Annotated in this window: 11 protein-coding genes; 3 read left to right on the top strand and 8 right to left on the bottom strand. The window is 56.4% G+C overall.

The window, feature by feature from the left end; genetic code table 11:
* Positions 1 to 76: 76 nt before the first annotated feature.
* Positions 77 to 2,059: an ABC transporter ATP-binding protein gene (locus KYK14_RS14780; RefSeq protein WP_343217114.1), complete on the bottom strand. Its 1,983-nt coding sequence runs from the start codon at positions 2,057 to 2,059 to the stop codon at positions 77 to 79.
* A 242-nt stretch (positions 2,060 to 2,301) separates the two neighbouring features.
* Between KYK14_RS14780 and KYK14_RS14785 the strand changes: the two genes are divergently transcribed.
* A complete protein-coding gene (locus KYK14_RS14785; protein WP_219159856.1) occupies positions 2,302 to 3,288 on the top strand; it encodes an aldo/keto reductase in 987 nt (328 codons plus the stop codon).
* A gap of 211 nt (positions 3,289 to 3,499) precedes the next feature.
* On the opposite strand, the gene KYK14_RS14790 is transcribed toward KYK14_RS14785, so the two are convergent.
* From KYK14_RS14790 to KYK14_RS14800, 3 genes are all read right to left on the bottom strand, one after another.
* Complete coding sequence (locus KYK14_RS14790; protein WP_185281850.1) at positions 3,500 to 4,141, bottom strand: lipoprotein signal peptidase; 642 nt, start codon at positions 4,139 to 4,141, stop codon at positions 3,500 to 3,502.
* Positions 4,142 to 4,488: 347 nt separating this feature from the next.
* Positions 4,489 to 7,869, bottom strand: coding sequence for an isoleucine--tRNA ligase (gene ileS, locus KYK14_RS14795; RefSeq protein WP_219159858.1), 3,381 nt, complete (start codon positions 7,867 to 7,869; stop codon positions 4,489 to 4,491).
* A gap of 145 nt (positions 7,870 to 8,014) precedes the next feature.
* Positions 8,015 to 10,438, bottom strand: a complete 2,424-nt coding sequence (locus KYK14_RS14800) for an efflux RND transporter permease subunit (protein WP_208309028.1) — start codon at positions 10,436 to 10,438, stop codon at positions 8,015 to 8,017.
* Between the two features lie 292 nt (positions 10,439 to 10,730).
* Between KYK14_RS14800 and KYK14_RS14805 the strand changes: the two genes are divergently transcribed.
* Positions 10,731 to 11,078 (top strand): hypothetical protein, encoded by a 348-nt coding sequence (locus KYK14_RS14805; protein WP_219159860.1) that lies wholly within the window; start codon positions 10,731 to 10,733, stop codon positions 11,076 to 11,078.
* 77 nt (positions 11,079 to 11,155) lie between these two features.
* Here the strand turns inward: KYK14_RS14805 and KYK14_RS14810 are convergent, their stop codons facing one another.
* Positions 11,156 to 12,673, bottom strand: a complete 1,518-nt coding sequence (locus KYK14_RS14810) for a glycine--tRNA ligase (RefSeq protein WP_219159862.1) — start codon at positions 12,671 to 12,673, stop codon at positions 11,156 to 11,158.
* A 383-nt stretch (positions 12,674 to 13,056) separates the two neighbouring features.
* Between KYK14_RS14810 and KYK14_RS14815 the strand changes: the two genes are divergently transcribed.
* A complete protein-coding gene (locus tag KYK14_RS14815) occupies positions 13,057 to 14,457 on the top strand; it encodes an inorganic phosphate transporter (RefSeq protein ID WP_219159864.1) in 1,401 nt (466 codons plus the stop codon).
* 201 nt (positions 14,458 to 14,658) lie between these two features.
* Here KYK14_RS14815 and KYK14_RS14820 read toward each other — a convergent pair whose 3' ends face one another.
* The 3 genes from KYK14_RS14820 to KYK14_RS14830 form a co-directional block, all read right to left on the bottom strand.
* Entirely contained in the window at positions 14,659 to 15,147 is a 489-nt protein-coding gene (locus tag KYK14_RS14820; RefSeq protein WP_185281846.1) for a hypothetical protein, read from the bottom strand.
* Between the two features lie 98 nt (positions 15,148 to 15,245).
* Positions 15,246 to 15,737: a DUF4385 domain-containing protein gene (locus tag KYK14_RS14825; RefSeq protein WP_219159865.1), complete on the bottom strand. Its 492-nt coding sequence runs from the start codon at positions 15,735 to 15,737 to the stop codon at positions 15,246 to 15,248.
* Positions 15,738 to 16,566: 829 nt separating this feature from the next.
* Positions 16,567 to 18,117 (bottom strand): FAD-dependent oxidoreductase, encoded by a 1,551-nt coding sequence (locus KYK14_RS14830; RefSeq protein ID WP_219159867.1) that lies wholly within the window; start codon positions 18,115 to 18,117, stop codon positions 16,567 to 16,569.
* Positions 18,118 to 18,843: the final 726 nt, after the last annotated feature.

Here is an 18,843-nt window from a genome sequence, read left to right on the forward strand (position 1 = left end):
CGGAATGATACAGAGGTAGTCCGTCTACGAAATCCGATTAATCCGTCGAATCCGAGCGAATCCGTGGTTCTGACAACTATACCTCGCGGCGGGCCACGGCGGCCTGGATGTCGGCGGGCTCGTCTTTGGGGATGGCTGCCAGCAGCGTGCGGGTGTAGTCGTTTTGCGGGTTGGCGTAGACTTCGGCCGCGGGGCCGCTTTCTACAATCTTCCCTTTGCTCATAACCAAGAGCCGGTCGCTCATGAAGCGGGCTACCGACAGGTCATGGGTGATGAACAGGTAGGTGATGCCGAACTCGCGCTTGAGGTCGTTGAGTAAGTTGAGCACCTGGGCCTGCACCGATACGTCGAGAGCCGAAACGGATTCGTCGCAGATGATACACTTAGGTTGTAGCGCCAAAGCCCGCGCAATACAAATGCGCTGGCGCTGGCCGCCGCTGAACTCGTGGGGGTAGCGTAGGAAGTGGTCTTCGCGCAGCCCTACCGTGCGCAGCAGTTCCAGCACGCGTGCCTTCTGCTCAGCTTTGGTACCGCCTACCCCGTGTACCCGCATGGGTTCTAGGATGGCTTCGCCCACCGTCATGGTAGGGTTGAGCGCGGCATAAGGATCCTGAAACACCATCTGAAACTCGCGGCGGCGGCGGCGCAGCTCCCCGGTTGGGAGCGTAGCCAGATCCACTCCATCGAACAGAATGCTGCCGCTGGTTGGTTCCACCAGACGCAACAGGGTTCTACCCAGCGTAGTCTTGCCACACCCCGATTCCCCTACTAGCCCTACCGTCTCGCCAGGATAAATATCAAAGCTGACATCATCCACCGCCCGCACAAATTCTGTGGTGCGTCGGAAAAAGCCCTTCCGAATGGGAAAGTATACTTTCAGATTTTCGACCTGAAGAAGCGGGCCTTGGGTTGAGGGTGTGTCGGGGTTTGATGCTACTACTGTTCGTTGCTCAGGAGCCACCTCCGGTTTTTCCGACGTATCAATAGCCTTTGCTACGGTAGTAGCCGTTGCTTCAGGTACCAATTGCCCCGATTCCAGAGGTGCTGTTTCCAGGTTGCCTATATCATTGGTGGAACGTGGAACGCTGTTATGTTCCACGGGGAACGTTTTGGTAAATTCAGTTTCGCTCTGAGGTGATACAGCAGTTTCGGTAGCAGGTAGTTGCGTATCGTCATGTGAAGCAGAAAACAGGCTTCCGTCGGCGGCTTCATGCATGAAATCGGCTACTACAGGAAGTTTTTTGCGTCCAATAGAAAGTTTTGGACGGCACGCCAGCAAGCCGCGGGTATAGGGGTGTTGCGGGTTAGTGAAAATATCGAGCACCCTACCCTGCTCCACTACCCTACCCCGGTACATCACCATGATGCGGTCGGCAATTTCGGCCACTACGCCCAAATCGTGCGTGATGAACAGGACGGCGGTGTTGTGCTGCCGGCGCAGGTCATCGATGAGTTGGAGCATGCGGGCCTGCACCGTCACGTCGAGGGCGGTGGTGGGCTCGTCGGCAATGAGGATGGCGGGGTTGCAGGCCATGGCCATGGCAATCATCACGCGCTGCTTCTGGCCGCCGCTGATTTCGTGGGGGTAGCTGCTGAATATTTTCTCCGGGCGCGGGAGCTGCGCCATCGTGAACAGCTCCACGGTGCGGGCCGCAGCTTCCTTCTCGGTGAGGGTAGTGTGCAGCCGCAGAGCCTCTACCACCTGGCTGCCGCAGGTATACACCGGGTTTAGGGACGTCATCGGCTCCTGAAAAATCATGGAAATGTCGTTGCCGCGGACTTGCTGTAGCTGCTTATCGCTGAGCCGGAGCAGGTCTACCTCACCCAAAGCCGGCGACTGAAATATGGCCGTGCCGCTGCTGATTTTGCCGGGCGGCAGCGGAATCAGCCCCATCAGTGCCAGCGACGTTACGGACTTGCCCGAACCCGATTCGCCTACAATTGCTAGTGTTTCACCCCGGTGCAGATCGAACGAGATATCTGCTACGGCCCGCGTATCGCCCCGGTGCGAGTGGAAATCGATGGTCAGATTGCGAACGGAAAGCAAAGGCTCAGACACAGAACAGCGGGTAAAAGAATAGAAGGGACGCAAGTAAAGATAAAGAGCCGCGCCGTAGCAAGAAGTACGCCCTTTGCGTATGTGAGGTAAACTGTCATGCTGAGCGTAGCGGAGTCGAAGCATCTCGCTCGCTTCGTTGCGTTAGTTACCCAATGTTAGCAGCGAGATGCTTCGACTCCGCTGCGCTCAGCTGACGTCTCCCTCTGACTGAAATCAAAACCCAACCACTATTCCCCTACCCTATGCAACATCGCACCCTTGGCAAAACCGGCTTCTCCATCTCCGAAATTAGCCTAGGCACCTGGCAGGTAGGCGGCCGCTGGGGCGAGCCGTTCAGCCACGAAAACGCCGATGCCATTTTAAATGCCGCTGTAGATGGCGGTATCAACTTCATTGACACGGCTGACGTGTACGGCGACGGTGAGAGCGAAAAAGCGGTAGGTCGCCTCGTGCGCAACCGCCAGGAACGCATTTATGTGGCTACCAAGTGCGGCCGACAATTGCAGCCGCACACCAATGAGGCGTATCAGACTAAAGCCCTGCGGCAGTTTGTGGAAAACAGCCTGCGCAACATGCAATTGGAAACGCTGGACCTCATTCAGCTCCATTGCCCACCAACCGACGTGTACTACCGTCCCGAGATTTTTGAGTTGTTTGATCGACTCAAGGAAGAAGGCAAAATCCTGAATATGGGCGTGAGCGTAGAGCGCGTGGAAGAAGGCTTGAAAGCACTTAACTTCCCAAATGTGACTACCATTCAACTCATCTTCAATATGTTCCGGCAGCGCCCCACGGAGCTATTGTTTGCCGAAGCCAAGCGCCACGATGTGGGCTTGATTGTGCGCGTGCCGCTGGCCAGCGGCTTGCTCACGGGCAAATTCACGCCTCAAACCACCTTCGCACCCGACGACCACCGCCAGTTCAACCGCCACGGCGAGGCCTTTGATAAAGGCGAAACCTTCTCTGGTGTGGACTATGAAACGGGCCTCGCTGCTGTGGAGGAGCTAAAAAAGCTGTTTCCCGATCAGCCCAACCTTGCGCCCATTGCGCTGCGTTGGGTGCTGATGTTTGACGAAGTAAGCTGCGTGATTCCCGGCGCCTCCAAGCCCGAACAGCTCACGGCTAATCTACAAGCCGCCGAGCTACCGACTCTTACGGAGGAGCAGATGCAAGCCGTACGCGCCGTATACGACCAGAAAATTCGCCCGCAAGTGCATCAAGTGTGGTAAAATCAATCGCACAGTAGACCGTCATTCCAAGCTAGTCGAGAAATCTCGCACGCTGACAAAAGATAGTATCCTACCTCAGCACGCGAGATTCCTCGACCAGCTTGGAATGACGGTCTTTTTACGCTTTGTTTGTCAAACAAGCTCTTTTAAAACAACAACGCCCGCGGTAGATGTTACCGCGGGCGTTGTTGTATAAGGCAAAATTTAGCGTTTAAACCACTTCTGAGGCTTCGGCTGGGTCGCGGTGGATGGGCTGCACCGGATGCGCCTCGTGCGTAGGTTCAGCGAAGAAACGGCCCTGAAAAATCAGAATCAGCACTACGCCTACGAAGATAGCAGAATCGGCAATGTTGAAAATGGGCCACAGCGAGAGGTGCATGCCGCCCACCAGGGGCCACGACTCGGGCAGGAAACCTTCGTAGATGTCCACGTAAATCATGTCGATTACCTGGCCGTGTAGCCAGGGGGTAGGCGCGTTGAAAGGTGCATTATCATATACCACGCCGTAGAAAATCGAGTCAACCAGGTTGCCGATGGCGCCGCCTAGAATAAGGCCGCCACAGGCCAACAGGCCGGACGCAGCACCCAGGCGCCAGTACTTCTTAATCAGGTAGATAATGAAGCCTACAGCCACAATACGGAAACTAGTAAGCAGCACCTTACCATACGGCGGTGGCAGCTCTACCCCGAAGGCCATACCCGGATTCAGCGTGTAGTGTAGCTTCAGCCAGTCGCCGATGAGCGGGATTTCGCCGGGCATACCGGGTTGCATGTAGGTGTGCACGGCCCACTTCGAGAGCTGATCGACGAGGATGACCAGCAGGGCCACCAGGTAGTATTTCCAATACTTCATAGAGTACAAAGAGACGCTGAATTTTTGACTTTGCCGCACGGACTTTTTACCGTAGCTTCCGGGTAACAGTATATAAATTTCGGGCCGTTTGTGCCTTCTTGAACCAGAATCGGGAGGATTTGGACGGTTACATACGCCCTACCCCACCATTTGGACGCCGTTGTGCCTACCGACTTTTTTGTAGGAGCCGGTAGGCACTTCAGCTTTAGAAGCTGTTTGCGTTACTAAGCGCACGGTGTAGAGACGCATATTTGCGTCTCGTCTTCTGCGCCCCGTGGCCAATGTCGTTCAACGACGAGACGCAAATATGCGTCCCTACACCGTTCAGATGGTCCAGAAGGCCCATTTTAGCCGTTTGCGAGTTCCAGCCGCACCGGCACCGAGTAGTCGTCGAATTCCAGCACCGAGCCACCGTTTACATCGGCCGCAAAGTCCAGAGCCACGGCCTGCACTTCGGTGCGTATGTAGTCGCCAAATGACTGTACAGCGGCCTTCAATTCGGGCTGGTCGGCACCGAGCGTCACGCGGATTTTGTCCTGCACTTCCAGACCCGAGTCTTTGCGCAGGTTTTGCAGGCGGTTCACTAGCTCGCGGGCCACGCCTTCTTGACGTAGCTCGTCAGTTAGAGTCACGTCGAGGGCCACAGTCAGCGGTCCGTCGGTGGCTACCAGCCAGCCGGGCAGGTCCTGAGTGCGGATTTCCACGTCTTCCGGCGTCAGGGTATAGGCTTCGCCGTCGATTTCTACGGGTAAGGAGCCGGTCTTTTCTAACTGGCTGATTTCCTCGGCCGTCATCTGCTGAATGCGCGCACCTACTACCTTCAGCTTCGGGCCATATTGCTGACCTAGGCGCTTGAAATTAGGCTTCACCGACTTCACCAGCACGCCGCTCGTGTCGTCCAAGAACTCCACGTGCTTCACGTTCACCTCGGCGCAAATCAGGTCTTCTACCTTGCCTACCTGCTCGCGCGTTGTTTCGTTGAGCACAGGCACCAAGATGCGCTGCAAGGGCTGGCGCACCTTCAGTACCGACTTCTTCCGCATGGAGTGCGTGAGCGACGAAATGCGCTGGGCCAGCTCCATGCGTTCCTCTAAAGCTGTGTCAATCAACTCCGTTTGAGCGGCTTGCAGCAGCGTCAGGTGCACCGATTCAGGCTTCTCCCCTACCTGGCTGTTGGTCAGGTTTTGGTAGAGCCACTCGGCGAAGAACGGCGCGATGGGGGCCATTAACTGCCCCACGGCGTAGAGGCATTCGTAGAGCGTATCGAAGGCGGCACGCTTGTCGGCGGTCAGTTCGCCTTTCCAGAAGCGGCGGCGCGAGAGACGCACGTACCAGTTCGAGAGCTGGTCGGTCACGAAATCCTGCACAGCGCGGGCGGCTTTCGTGGGGTCGTAGCTGTCGTAGTGGCCGCCTACCTCCCGCACCAAAGATTGCAACTTGCTTAGCACCCAACGGTCCAACTCAGTACGCTCGGCGACGGGTACGGCCTGCTCCGGGGAGTAGGTGTACTGGTCGAGGTTGGCGTAGAGCGAGAAGAACGAGTAGGTGTTGAACAGCGTGCCGAAGAAGCGGCGCTGCACCTCCGTTACGCCGGCCGGGTCGAACTTGAGATTGTCCCATGGTGGCGCGTTCACAATCATGTACCAGCGGGTAGCATCTGGCCCAAACTGCCCAATGGTGGCAAACGGGTCCACGGCGTTGCCGAGGCGCTTGCTCATCTTGTTGCCGTTCTTGTCCAGCACCAAGCCGTTGGCCATCACGTTCTTATAGGCCACGGAATCTTCCAGCATCACGGCCAGCGCGTGCAGGGTGAAGAACCAGCCGCGCGTCTGGTCCACGCCTTCGGCAATGAAATCGGCGGGGAAATTCTTCTGGAATTTCTCCTGATTTTCGAAGGGGTAGTGCCACTGCGCGTAGGGCATGGCGCCCGAGTCAAACCACACGTCAATGAGGTCCGTCTCGCGGTACATGGGTAGCCCGCTGGGCGAAACCAGGAAGATATCGTCTACGTAGGGCCGGTGCAGGTCGATTTTCTCCGCGTCTTGCAGCGGGTTGTGCGTCATCACCTCGGCCGCCACCGCCTTATCAATTTCGGCACTGAGCTGGGCGATGCTACCGATGCAGATTTCCTCCGTGCCGTCCTGGGTGCGCCAGATGGGTAGGGGCGTGCCCCAGTAGCGCGAGCGGCTCAGGTTCCAGTCCACTAGGTTTTCCAGCCAGTTGCCGAAGCGGCCGGTGCCGGTGCTTTCAGGCTTCCAGTTGATGGTTTTGTTTAGCTCGATGAGACGGTCCTTCACGGCTGTGGTCTTGATAAACCACGAATCCAGGGGGTAGTAAAGTACCGGCTTGTCGGTGCGCCAGCAGTGCGGGTAGGTGTGCTCGTACTTCTCTACTTTGAACGCCCGGCCGCGCTCCTTCAGCCGTACGCTGATGTCCACGTCCAGCGTGCGGTAGTCGGCAGCCGATTCATCGTGACCGTCGTAGTTCTTCACCCAGCGGCCACCAAACTCGCCCATTTGCTGCACGTAGCGGCCGGTGCGGTCTACAATGGGACCGAGCTTGCCCTGGTCGTCGGCTACCAGCAGGGCCGGCACGTCGTTTTGCTGGGCTACTTTAAAGTCATCCGCGCCGAAGGTGGGCGAGATGTGCACGATGCCAGTACCGTCTTCCGTCGTCACAAAGTCACCGGGAATCACGCGGAAGGCTTTTTCCTCGCTTTCGAAAACCGGGAAACCGGCTTCGTGGCCGAACAGGCGCTCGTAGCGGATTCCTACCAGCTCAGCACCGCTGAACTCGCCTACCTGGCGCCACGGCAGCACCTTGTCGCCGGCTTTGTAGTCTTCCAGCGATGCCTGCGCGCCCTTTTCCGTGAAGTAGCGGTTCACCAACACCTTCGCCAATACAACTACCTGCGGCTCATAGGTATATGGATTAAAAGTACGCACCACCGCGTAACGAATGTTCTTCCCTACAGCCAACCCCGTGTTGGCCGGCAAGGTCCACGGCGTGGTTGTCCAGGCCATGATGAACACCGGCAGATTATCGGCCAACGCAAATAGCTTCTCCGATTGCTCATCGCGCTTTACCTCAAACTCGGCCACAATGGTCGTGTCCTTCACGTCGCGGTAGGTGCCGGGCTGGTTCAGCTCGTGCGACGACAAGCCGGTACCAGCCGCCGGGGAGTAGGGCTGAATGGTGTAGCCTTTGTAGAGCAAGCCCTTGTCGTAGAGCTTCTTAAGCAGCGCCCAACAGCTTTCGATGTACTCCGGCTCGAAGGTGATGTAGGGGTCGTTGAGGTCCACCCAGTAGCCCATCTTCTCCGTCAGGTCGTCCCACTGGGCCTTGAAGCGCATCACGGTTTCGCGGCAGCGCTGGTTGTAGTCCTCAATGCTGATCTTCTTGCCGATGTCCTCCTTCGTGATGCCCAACTCCTTTTCTACCTGTAGCTCAATGGGTAGGCCGTGGGTGTCCCAGCCGCCTTTGCGCGGCACCTGCTTGCCCAGCATGGTGTGGTAGCGGCAAAAAATATCCTTCACCGTGCGCGCCATCACGTGGTGGATGCCGGGCGCGCCGTTGGCCGAGGGTGGCCCCTCGTAGAACACGTAGGTGGGCTGCCCTTCGCGGCTGCTCACGCTCTTTTCGAAGATGCCGTTCTGCTTCCACCAGGCCAGGATATCGGTACCGACCTGAGCGTAGTTGAGCGGCTGTTTAAATTCGGGGTAGTTCATATATGCGTTGTGGGGAGCGTATGCAAAACTGTCATCCTGAGCTTGCGAAGGACCTTCTCACGATAGATTGTAATTATCTGACGTGTGGTCGTTCTAGCGTGAGAAGGTCCTTCGCAGGCTCAGGATGACAACTACTTTTAAGGGGTTAACTGTTCAACCGTTTCACCTGCATCTTATCCAGGTTCAATTCCACGTCGTCGTCTTCCTCGTGGTATTGGTCGTCGTAGTGGCGTAGGCCAGAGCGGTCAATTTCTTCGTCTACCCCGTGCTCGAAAGTAACCAGCAAGGAGGGTAGCAAAATCAGGTTGGAGAAGTTGGTAATCAGCAAGCTAGCCGACATCAGTAGGCCCAGGGCCTTGGTGCCGCCAAACTCGCTGAAGGCAAACACCGCAAAGCCCAGAAACAGCGTGATGCTGGTGTAAATCATGCTAGTACCAGCCTCGCGCAGGGTAGTGCTGATAGCAGCGCGCACGTGGCGGCCGTTGGAAGCCAGTTCCTGCCGGAACTTGGCCAGCAGGTGAATGGAATTATCGCCATCAATGCCCAGCGCAATGCTGAAAATGAGGGCCGTGCTGGGTTTCAAGGGAATGCCAAACAGGCCCATCAGCCCACCCGTGAGCACCAGCGTAACGAGGTTAGGTAGGAGCGTGAAGAACACCGCCCGCACCGAGCGAAACAGCAGCAGCACCACCAGCCCTACCAGCCCAAAGGCCCAGGCCAGGCTTTCTTTGAGGGTATTGATGAGGTATTCGTTGCCCTTAGTGAAGATGATGGTGGTGCCCGTCATTCTCACATCCATGCCCGTGCCGTTGAATATTTCCCGGATTTGAGGCTGAATCTTATTGGCAAGCAGCGTATCGAGGTTGCGGGAGCCGATGTCGGCCACCTTCAGCGAAATGCGCGCCTGCTGGCTCGAATCGTCCACGAAAGAGCGCAGCAACTTGCTGTTCATGGGGCCGCCGTTGCCCTGCGAGCGGGCCAGATAGCTCAGAATAAAGTTCTTCTCGGAGTTGTCGGGGAGGCGGTAGTAGTCGGGCTCGCCGTTGTAGAACGTTTGGGTAGCAGCCTTCAGGAAGGTGACGATGCTGACGGGGGCCGTTAGCTCGGGCTGGGTGCGCAGGAAGTTCTCCAGCCGGTCGATGCGCTCCAGGTTTTTCAGCTTCAGAATGCCCTTTTTCTTGCCCGTATCCACCACAATTTCCAGAGGCATGATGCCATTGAAGTGCTGCTCGAAGAAGCTCAGGTCGGCATTTACCGACGAGTCTTTGGGCAGGTCGTCTACCATGTAGGAAATGGCCTTCACCCGCGTGATGCTCAGCGCCGACAGCCCCACCAGCGCCAGGGCCAGAATGTATACCGTGCCGCGTCGCTCCAGTACCAGGTGCTCAAAGAACTCTAGCAGCTTGGTCAGCGGCTTGGCGTCCAGGTGCTCCAGCTGCTTGGGGGTAGGCGGCGGTAGGTAGGTGAAGATGGCCGGAATCATGATAAACGAGATGACGAAGGCGGCGAAAATGTTGATGGTCGCCACCAGCCCGAACTCGTAGAGAATGGCAATGTTGGTGAAGCAAAACACGAAAAAGCCGATGGCCGTGGTCGTGTTGTTCATAAGCGTTACGAGCCCAATTTTGCGCACTACGCGCGTCATAGCAAGCACCTGGTTGCCGGATTTGCGGTAGTCGTAGTGGTAGCGCGAGAGCAGGTAGGTGCAGTTGGGGATGCCAATTACGATGAGAATGCTCGGAATCAGGCCCGTGAGCAGGCTGATTTTGAAGCCCAGCAGCACCATCGAGCCAATGCACCACACCACCACAATCAGCACAATAAGCAGCGGAAACACCACGGCCGCCCACGAGCGGAAGAACATCAGCAGGGTAGCGCCCATGATGAGCACCGTCAGCAGCACGAAAAACTTCATCTCGCCGGCTACCTTGCTCGTCATGGTAGACCGCACGTAGGGTAGGCCGGCGTAGTGCAGCCGAATGCCGGTTTTCTTGCTGAAACGTTCGGCGTGGCCCAGAATCTTATCCATCACGGCCTGTCGCCGGCTGGAGTTCAGGTACTTCGGGTCCATGGTGAGAGCCAGCAGGGTAGCCCCGGTACGCGGTGAGATCAGCTGGCCTTTGTAGAATTCCTGCTGGTTCACGATCTGCATCAGCGAGTCCAGCTGGGCCTGCGTCTGCGGAAACGTGCGGAAGATGGGCACCGCCTGGAACTGCCGGTTGGCCGTATCCTTATCCAGCCGAATGAGCTTGGTGATGCTCAGCACACCACTCACGCCCTGCACTTTACCCAGGGTATCGGTGAGGGTGCGCAGCTCGTTGAAGTTGCCGAGCCGGTAGATACTGCTATCCTGCAAGCCCAGCACCAGCACGTTGCCGTCTTCCCCAAACTGCTTTTTGAAGCGTTGGAAATACACCATGTCCGGGTCATCGGGCCGGACCACCTGGGCAAAGTCGTAGGTCATTTCTACGTCTTTGGCTTTCCAGGCCATAAACACCGTAATAGCCGCCAGCAGCAGAAGTAGCAGCCGCCGGTTCTTGATGATGAATAAGGCGAGTTTACTCCACATAGGCTGCTAAAATGGAGCAAAGGTACGCAAAGCGGGGCAGCTAGTCTACGGCGTCGAAAAATGCACTAAAGCAACGGCAATGGCGTTTATAAAAAAATGTAGGTACATACATAAAATTATATTTTAAATATAACGAGCTTTACAGTTACTATATACAGGTATAATACAATAACAAGGTTGTTTTCCTTTTCCCAAATGTATTTCGAAGTGGTAGTATTACCATTGCTCTTCTTACTCGATGATTTTGTTTCAAGCTCCGGAAGTCTTACTTACTTACCATCGTAAGACGGATATGTTGCAACTCACGTATAGCGCCACCAGCCTCTCTATGTCGTTTGAACAAGCGTATCAGCTGGCATTGGATGAGATGTTGCGCAAAAACGTGGGTAAGCTTCTGTTGGATCTCAAGCGCAACGCCCCACCAGCCGACGACGAAGAATATCTGCTGGAGCCATTGGCCCGCACCTTTCCCCCTACCCTCGACCGGCCGGTGTACATTGCCGCTGTGTTGTCTGAGGGACAGTATCAACACCAGATCGGCAGCTACCTGATGGGCAACACCAGCCTGACGCCCGCACAGGTGGAGTTCAACTATTTCACCTCCCGCCACGAAGCCAGCGCCTGGCTGAGTGATAATTGAGTTTCCTACCCTTTCTAACAACAGAAACGGCCCCGATTGCTCGGGGCCGTTTCTGTTGTCACTCAGTTCAATCACGCTTACAGCTTCTCGAAAATCCGGGCGAAGCTCACGGCTTGGCCAATGTAGGCGCGCAGCTCGCTGATGGGCATGCGGGTTTGCTCGCGCGAGTCGCGGTGGCGGACGGTTATGGTGTCGTCTTCCAGCGTTTGGCCATCTACCACAATGCAGAACGGTGTGCCGATGAGGTCCTGGCGGGTGTAGCGCTTGCCGATGGCGTCGCGCTCCTCCATAATCACGGGGAAGTCGAAACGTAGGCTGTTGAAGATTTCCTCGGCCTTCTCGGGCATGCCATCCTTTTTCACCAGCGGGAAAATGGCCGCTTTGATGGGGGCCAGCGCCGGGTGCAGCTTCAGGAAGGTGCGGGTTTTGGTTTGCTCCTTCTCGCCTTCGCCTTCGGTGATAGTTTCTTCCTGGTAGGCCTGGCACAGGGTAGCCAGGAACAGGCGGTCGGCGCCTACCGAGGTTTCTACTACGTAGGGCACGTAGTTGCCGTAGGGCTTGCCGGTCTCGGGGTTCACGTCGTTGTCGAAGTACTGCTGCTTCTTGCGGCTCAGCTCCTGGTGCTGGGTCAGGTCGAAATCGGAACGGGAGTGGATGCCCTCGATTTCCTTGAAGCCGAAGGGAAACTCATACTCGATGTCCACGGCAGCTTTGGCGTAGTGCGCCAGCTTGTCGTGGTCGTGGAAGCGCAGCTTCTCGGGCGCCAAGCCCACGGCCTCGTGGAAACGGCGACGGGCAGCCTTCCAGGTGTCGTACCACTCACCTTCGGTGCCAGGGCGCACAAAGAATTGCATTTCCATCTGCTCGAATTCCCGCATGCGGAAGATGAACTGGCGGGCCACAATTTCGTTGCGGAAGGCCTTGCCAATCTGAGCAATACCAAACGGCACCTTCTGCCGCGCCGATTTCTGCACGTTCAGGAAGTTCACGAAGATACCCTGGGCGGTTTCGGGGCGCAGGTAAATCTGGGCGGCGTCGCCTTCCACGGCCGAGCCCTGGGTGGAATACATCAGGTTGAACTGGCGCACGTCGGTCCAGTTGCAGGTGCCGGAGATGGGGCACACAATCTTCTCCGACACAATCAGCTCCTTCACGGCGGCCAGGTCGTTGTCGGTAAGCAGGCGGCCGAGGGTAGCGAGCAAGTCGGCGGCGCGGTCTTGCTGACCGGCGGCCTCGTACTCGGCGGCTTTGTCTTCCACCAGCACATCGGCGCGGTAGCGCTTCTTGCTGTCGAGGTTATCCACCAAGGGGTCGTTGAAACCAGCCACGTGGCCAGAGGCAACCCAGGTTTGGGGCGCCATGAAGATAGCCGCATCAATGCCGACCACGTTCTGGTGCAGCTGCGTCATGGCCTGCCACCAGAGGCGTTTGAGGTTGTTTTTCAGCTCCACGCCGTTGGGGCCGTAGTCGTACACGGCGGCCAGGCCGTCGTAGATTTCACTGGACGGGAATACGAAACCGTATTCCTTGGCGTGGCTGACAATATCTTTCAGCTGGGTATTCTCGAGGGAAGGTTTCTGCGGGGCGTTGCTCATAGCTGCAAAAGTATCACGGATTAGCGCGGATTTTAACGGATTTCACGGATTTTGTGGCGACGCAATGGCGTGGAGCTGTGTCCCGTGCCGTCTAGTAGCTGGCCTCTGGCCTACTCACTCGGATAACTTTTCCCGAATATCGCCATTGGCGCGGACGACCGCAGGCCAGAAGCCTTGCTACTAGACGGCACGGGACACAGCCTCGCGCCATCGTTCAGTCCTTGCTCATCTCTACCCTATTTAATCTCCCAGTTCTTTAGCCTCTCAGATTACCTATAAGTTACCGATTCGGCAATTCCAGTAACAATTTCATAATCTTGCTACCCTTTGGGGTACCTGTACCTTTGACTGCTGAAATCTGATTTCTCACCAACTACCCTCTTATGTTCGGCTTAGAGCCTCACGTGCTACTACTGCTGCTAGTTTGTTTGCTGGCAGCCTGCGCGTTCGAATTCGTTAACGGTTTCCACGACACAGCTAATGCCGTGGCCACCGTCATCTACACCAACACCCTGCGCCCGTGGGTGGCCGTGGTATGGTCGGCATTCTGGAATTTCATCGGCGTATTTTCCGGTGGTATTGGCGTTGCGATGGGTATTATCTACCTATTGCCCGTCGAAAGCTTAGTTGATCAGAACGTGTACCACGGCATTGCCATGGTAGGCGCCCTCATTCTGGCTGCCATTATCTGGAACGTGGGCACATGGTACTACGGCCTACCCTCGTCGTCGTCGCACGCCCTCATTGGGTCCATCTTAGGGGTAGGCATTGCGTTCAGCCTGATTTCGGGTGGTAATGGCTCCGGCGTGAACTGGGGCAAAGCCGGCGAGGCAGGCCTTGCCCTACTGGTAGGGCCGCTGTTCGGCTTCACGCTCACTATTTTGCTGATGTATATGCTCAAGCGCTTTGTGAAGAGCAAAACCATCTTCAAAGAGCCACACAAGCGCAAGCCCCCACCCCTCTGGATTCGTCTGACGCTGGTAACCACTTGTACGCTGGTGAGCTTTTTCCACGGCTCCAACGACGGTCAGAAAGGCGTGGGCCTGATTATGCTGATCCTGATTGGCATTGTGCCTACCTACTTCGCCATCGACCAAACCTTGAACCCACTGGACATGCGCGAGTCGTTGCAGCGGGTGGAGCTGGTGATGAACAAAGTAAACCCGCAGGAGCTGAGTGCCGATAATCGCCAGAATCTGCTGGAAGTGAAGTCCCAGACCGCTACCCTCGACAGCATATTCAGCGGCAAAACCGACGTGGCGCAGCTTCCCCAGGCCGAGCGGTTCCGCATTCGCAAGGCTATTCTGCTCACCTATAGCAGCGCTAAGAAAATCATTGGCAGCGATAAGGTGAGCCTAAGCACCAATGACCGCAACACCTACGAAGCCGCCATCACCGATATGCGCCGCTTCACGGATTACGCCCCGTGGTGGGTGCTCCTCATGGTATCCCTATCCCTGGGTATTGGTACGATGGTAGGATGGGAGCGCATTGTGAAAACGATTGGTGAGCGAATTGGCAAGGAGCACCTAACGTATGCCCAAGGCGCTTCCTCGGAACTGGTAGCAGCGGCTATGATTGGTGGCTCTACCTGGTTGAGCTTGCCATCCTCTACTACCCACGTATTATCGTCGGCCATTGCAGGTAGCATGGTGGCCAACCGCGGTGTGAAGAACCTGAACCCGCAGATGATTCGCAGCATTGCCTTGGCCTGGATACTCACGCTGCCTGTAACCATGTTCTTGGCTGGCAGTTTGTTCCTGCTATTCCGAGCGCTGATTTAGAGTAGCTGCTAGCTTCTTTTTGGGCTGAGAAGACAAAAGCCGCTCCCATTGTGGGAGCGGCTTTTGCGTTGTTAACAGTTGTGTTGATAACGTGGTTGCTAACACGCTTAGATTAGCAAAATGAGATCAATTCACTAGAAAACCAATGAGTTATCCACTTATCCACACTGTTTTAGTCTGATTTTGTGGATAACTCCAGCTTTAGGCCGGCCATTGTACCTCCATGTCGTCGTCTATGAACACACCGAAGTTGACAAATTGCAGTTCGCCTTCGTCGAAATACAGGTCAATCATCTGGTCTTCATAGGAAAGACGCATCTCACCGGTATCCATTTTTTCCACTTCTGGGTCTTCCACGTTGTTGCGGCGCATCAGGTCCTGAATCTCCTCCACCGACTTGCCGTGGATAGACTCGCCGAACAGGCGCATCGCGGGGTAGTCTGTTTCGATGCAGCTCAGGCGGTAGTCGTCCTCGCGGTCGAAGTACAGGGAGTAGCCTTCGTCGAGGTAGTTCCAGGCTTGGTGCTCAAACTCGTCGTCGTCATCCGACTCTTCAATTTCCTCGGGCTCGCCCATCAGCTGACGCACCTCGTCGCGGGTGGCGCCAAACTTCAAGGGACCCATGCCGGTGCCTAGGATGATTTCGTGTTCTTCCAACGTATCGTCGGGGGTATTAGGGGTCGTTTGCATAGGGGTAGGGGTTTGGTGAAGGAGAGTAAAGGTAGGAGTTCAGTTGCCGGTTGGCCGTTGAGAGTTATCAGTACGCTGATTTTATCCACACTGACAACTCATTTTCCGTAGCGCTGTTCAAAGTCAGCTTTCTGCTCTTGGTAGAGAGGGTAGGCCCGGGCCGCATCCCACTTCTCTTTGAAGATGCGGGCGGCCTCGGCTTTGGTAGGGTCTTCGGGGGCTCGGGGTAGCTCGGCCCGGCCGTGGGCGCCACTCTGGCCTTTTTTGTCGTCCGGCACGGGACCGTCGTACTTCTTGCCGCCACGGTGGTTGGCGTAGCGCCGGGCGCGGGTGTAGCCCATCTGCAAAAACTTGCGGGCCATATCGGCACCCACAAAGTCCTCATCGCGCAAATACGCCTCAAACAGCGCGTAAATCTTCTCCGACGACTTCTGGGCTACTTCGGGCGTACGGAAGCGCCAGTGAGGCAGAATCTCCGACTTATAGGGCTCTACCAGCAGTACACCCTGCTCGCCCTTGCCCACCCGGTACAGTTCCGGGTGCTGGCGGAAGTCGGTATGGTGGAAATCCAGGTTGTAGTCGAAGGGCATGGCAGGCGAAGTTCAGAGAAGTTTATACGCTGAAAACCGACGAGCGGCCATTTAACCTACTTATCCACCACCCTGCGGCTAAATCGTGGATAACTGCCGCCCAGCGCCCCCCGTGTGCGAAGCCCGGTTCTGCCTACTCGCCCGACCGCAACTTGGCTCTACCTACCTGCCCAAGCGAAGCTCGACTCTGCCCAACCGCCTGAACGAGGCCTTTCGCTTTTCCACAGAGTTAATAACTTTTTAAATTCATTTTTTAAATTTTTCTCTTTTATCCCTGTTGTTAGGAGTGTGCATAAGTGGATAAATCGGAAGGGTTATCAACATGGCTGATAACTTGTGAATAAAAAAGCAGTTATCCACTGTCTATCAACAGGGTATGTGGATACTAAACAACAGATATTAAAGCAGTTAAATCGATTATTCACAATCCACAGGCTTGTCCACAAATCCACAATCCACACGCACATCGCAGTGTGGATTGTGGGTTTTTTAGGGGATAGTTATCCACCCTTATCCACAGCCAATTTCACCTGTAAGGGTTATTCACCGTGCAAAAAAACTTATCCGCTTTTTATCCACGAGTTATCCCCAGGTTTCCACCATATTATCCACACATTATGTGGGTTGCGGAAAAGGCAGTGGATAAATATGTGGATAAAATAAAGGGTACCGCACTACAAGCCCGTACGGGCACTTTTGAGTGTGAATAACTCATATAGCCGACATTCTATCCATCCTATTAAACCCAAAATCAGGGCAAGCTGCAAAAACAAAGGCCTGACTGAAAAGCCAGGCCTTGCGCTGCAACGGGGGTAGGAAAAGGGTAGGCTTATGACGGTGCTAGGTCTGAGTTGGCGGGTCCCATCAGCAGCTTACCGTACGCATCGAAACGGGAGCCGTGGCACGGACAATCCCAGCTGGTTTCCAACTCATTCCAATGCACCACGCAACCTAGGTGCGGGCAAATGGCGGAGCACTCGTGTACCTGTCCCTGCTGGTCTTTATACACAGCCACCTTCGTGACGCCGTGCCGCAGTACGGCGCCGCTGCCGGGTGCAATAGCATCGGCTGAGGCCACGTCGCCGCCCGTGAGTAGGTCGGTGTAGTCGGCTACTACGCGGGCATTTTCGCGGGCAAACTCCTTAAGCGATTCTGCTTTGAGCGTTACGCGGCCGGGGCCGTAGAGCTCCGCCCAGGGGTTGGAGCGTTCTAGGATGAGGTCGCGCAGCAGCATCGCGCCCAGCGTGCCGTGCGTCATGCCGTGGCCCGAGTCGCCGGTGATGATGTACACGTTGGGCTCGTCCAGCGGATTGCGCCCGGCGTAGGCCAGGCCATCATTAGGCTCCAGCACCTGCCCCGACCAGCGGAAATCGATGGAAGTAATAGCCGGAAAATGCGCCCGTGTCCATTCTTCCAGGCAAGCCAGCCGGGCCTGCGGATCGTCGTGCCCCACTGAATGGTCCTCACCGCCTACAATCAATAGATCGTTCGAATCAGAATCCGGTACTGGCTGCACGCGGATGTAGTGGTACGGATCGGCCATATCCCAATACAGGGCCGTGGTAACGGCGCCACGCGGCACCTGGGCGCCCAGCGCGTAGGTGCGGTAGGCGCCCTGCTTGGTGTGCATCACTACACGGTCGATGCACGGCGTATTAGTGGCCACTACTACGGCCTGGGCGCGTACCTCAAAGCCTTCGGTGGTGCGCACCAGCGCCGTGTCGCCGCCTTGCACTTCGGTGGCGTGGGAGTGCGTGAAGATTTGGCCACCTTGCGCCACAATGGCTTTCGCTACCCCGCGCAGGTATTTCAAAATATGAAACTGGCCCTGGTTGGGAAAGCGTAGGCACTCGCCGGTCTGGAAGCCCTCAGTACCAGCATCAGGTAGCCACTCTACCCCAGTAAGGCCGGCGCGGTGCGCGGCATCGCGCTCGTCCAAGAGCTCCTGGTGGGTGTTTTCTTTCGCCAGAAACAGGTAGCCATCTAAGCGGCTGAAATCACAATCAATCTGCTCATCGGCTACTATTTGCTCAATTTGGTCGATGGCAGCACCATGACTTTCGGCGGCCAGGCGGGCGCCCTCCTGTCCAAACAACTGCTCCAGCGTGGTGTAGCGGTCATCCAGCGCATTGGAAAGGTGAGCTGTGGTGCGGCCGGTTTCGCCGCTGGCTATTTCACCATCTTCCAGCACGGCTACGCGCTTTCCTTCTTTGCCCAGCAGGTAGGCCGTGGTAAGACCGGCAATGCCCGCACCTACCACTACCACATCTACCGTGAAGTTTTGGCGTAGGGGCGAAAAAGTAGGTAGCGCTTCGGTGGTGGCAAACCAGGTAGACTGGGTAGCACCAGAGGTGTGGGTAGGGTCGATGGTGTCGGACATGGCGAAGGAAGTGGGGTACCCCAGCACGTACGGGTAGGGCGGAGCGGTAGTTAACGACGAGCTTGCGCCTTACCCATGCGCATAAGCAGACGCCTGCAAGAATGCCATCAATAAAAAAGCCCCTGCCATACGTAGGCAGGGGCTTTGAGTCCGAGAAAACAATTCTAAAAGACCAGCTTAATCTCTTCCTGATCCCACCCGGCCCGCACAGGTTGTAGCACTGGGCCGAGGTAAATCGGCTCGGGAGGCACTTGCAGATTCGGGTCGCTGCCCTGCCAGGTGCCGTCGTTGTTGGCGTCGATGAGCACCCGCAGGCGGTAGGTGCCGGGCGGCAGGTTATCGAAGCGGAACGTCTTTTTGGGGCTTTTGAGCACTGCTATCGTCTGGGCTTTCTGGTCGATTACCTGCACCTCGTAGCTGGTATACTTGGTCTGTATGGTACCCGACAACGACCCAGAAGCCGGCTGCTCGCTCACGCCCAGCTTCAGCGGCCGAAAGCCCAACGACTGCCCCGTGACGGCCTGAATGTTGGTACTGTCGAACTGAAAAACCAGCGTTTTCTCGGCCTTGGTATCCAGGTTAATGGTTAGCTCCGTGCGGGTATCGTTCAGGCGGCCGTCTTTGGGTAGGCGCAGGGGGCGCTTGGCTGCGGTAGAGTCTTCAGTGAGGGTAGCAAAGGGCTTGTCTGGCGCAATGCGTACGGGCACCGCGAACTTCACCCGCACC

Origin of the sequence: Hymenobacter profundi, from assembly GCF_019334315.1 — a bacterium.
Classification (GTDB): domain Bacteria; phylum Bacteroidota; class Bacteroidia; order Cytophagales; family Hymenobacteraceae; genus Hymenobacter; species Hymenobacter profundi.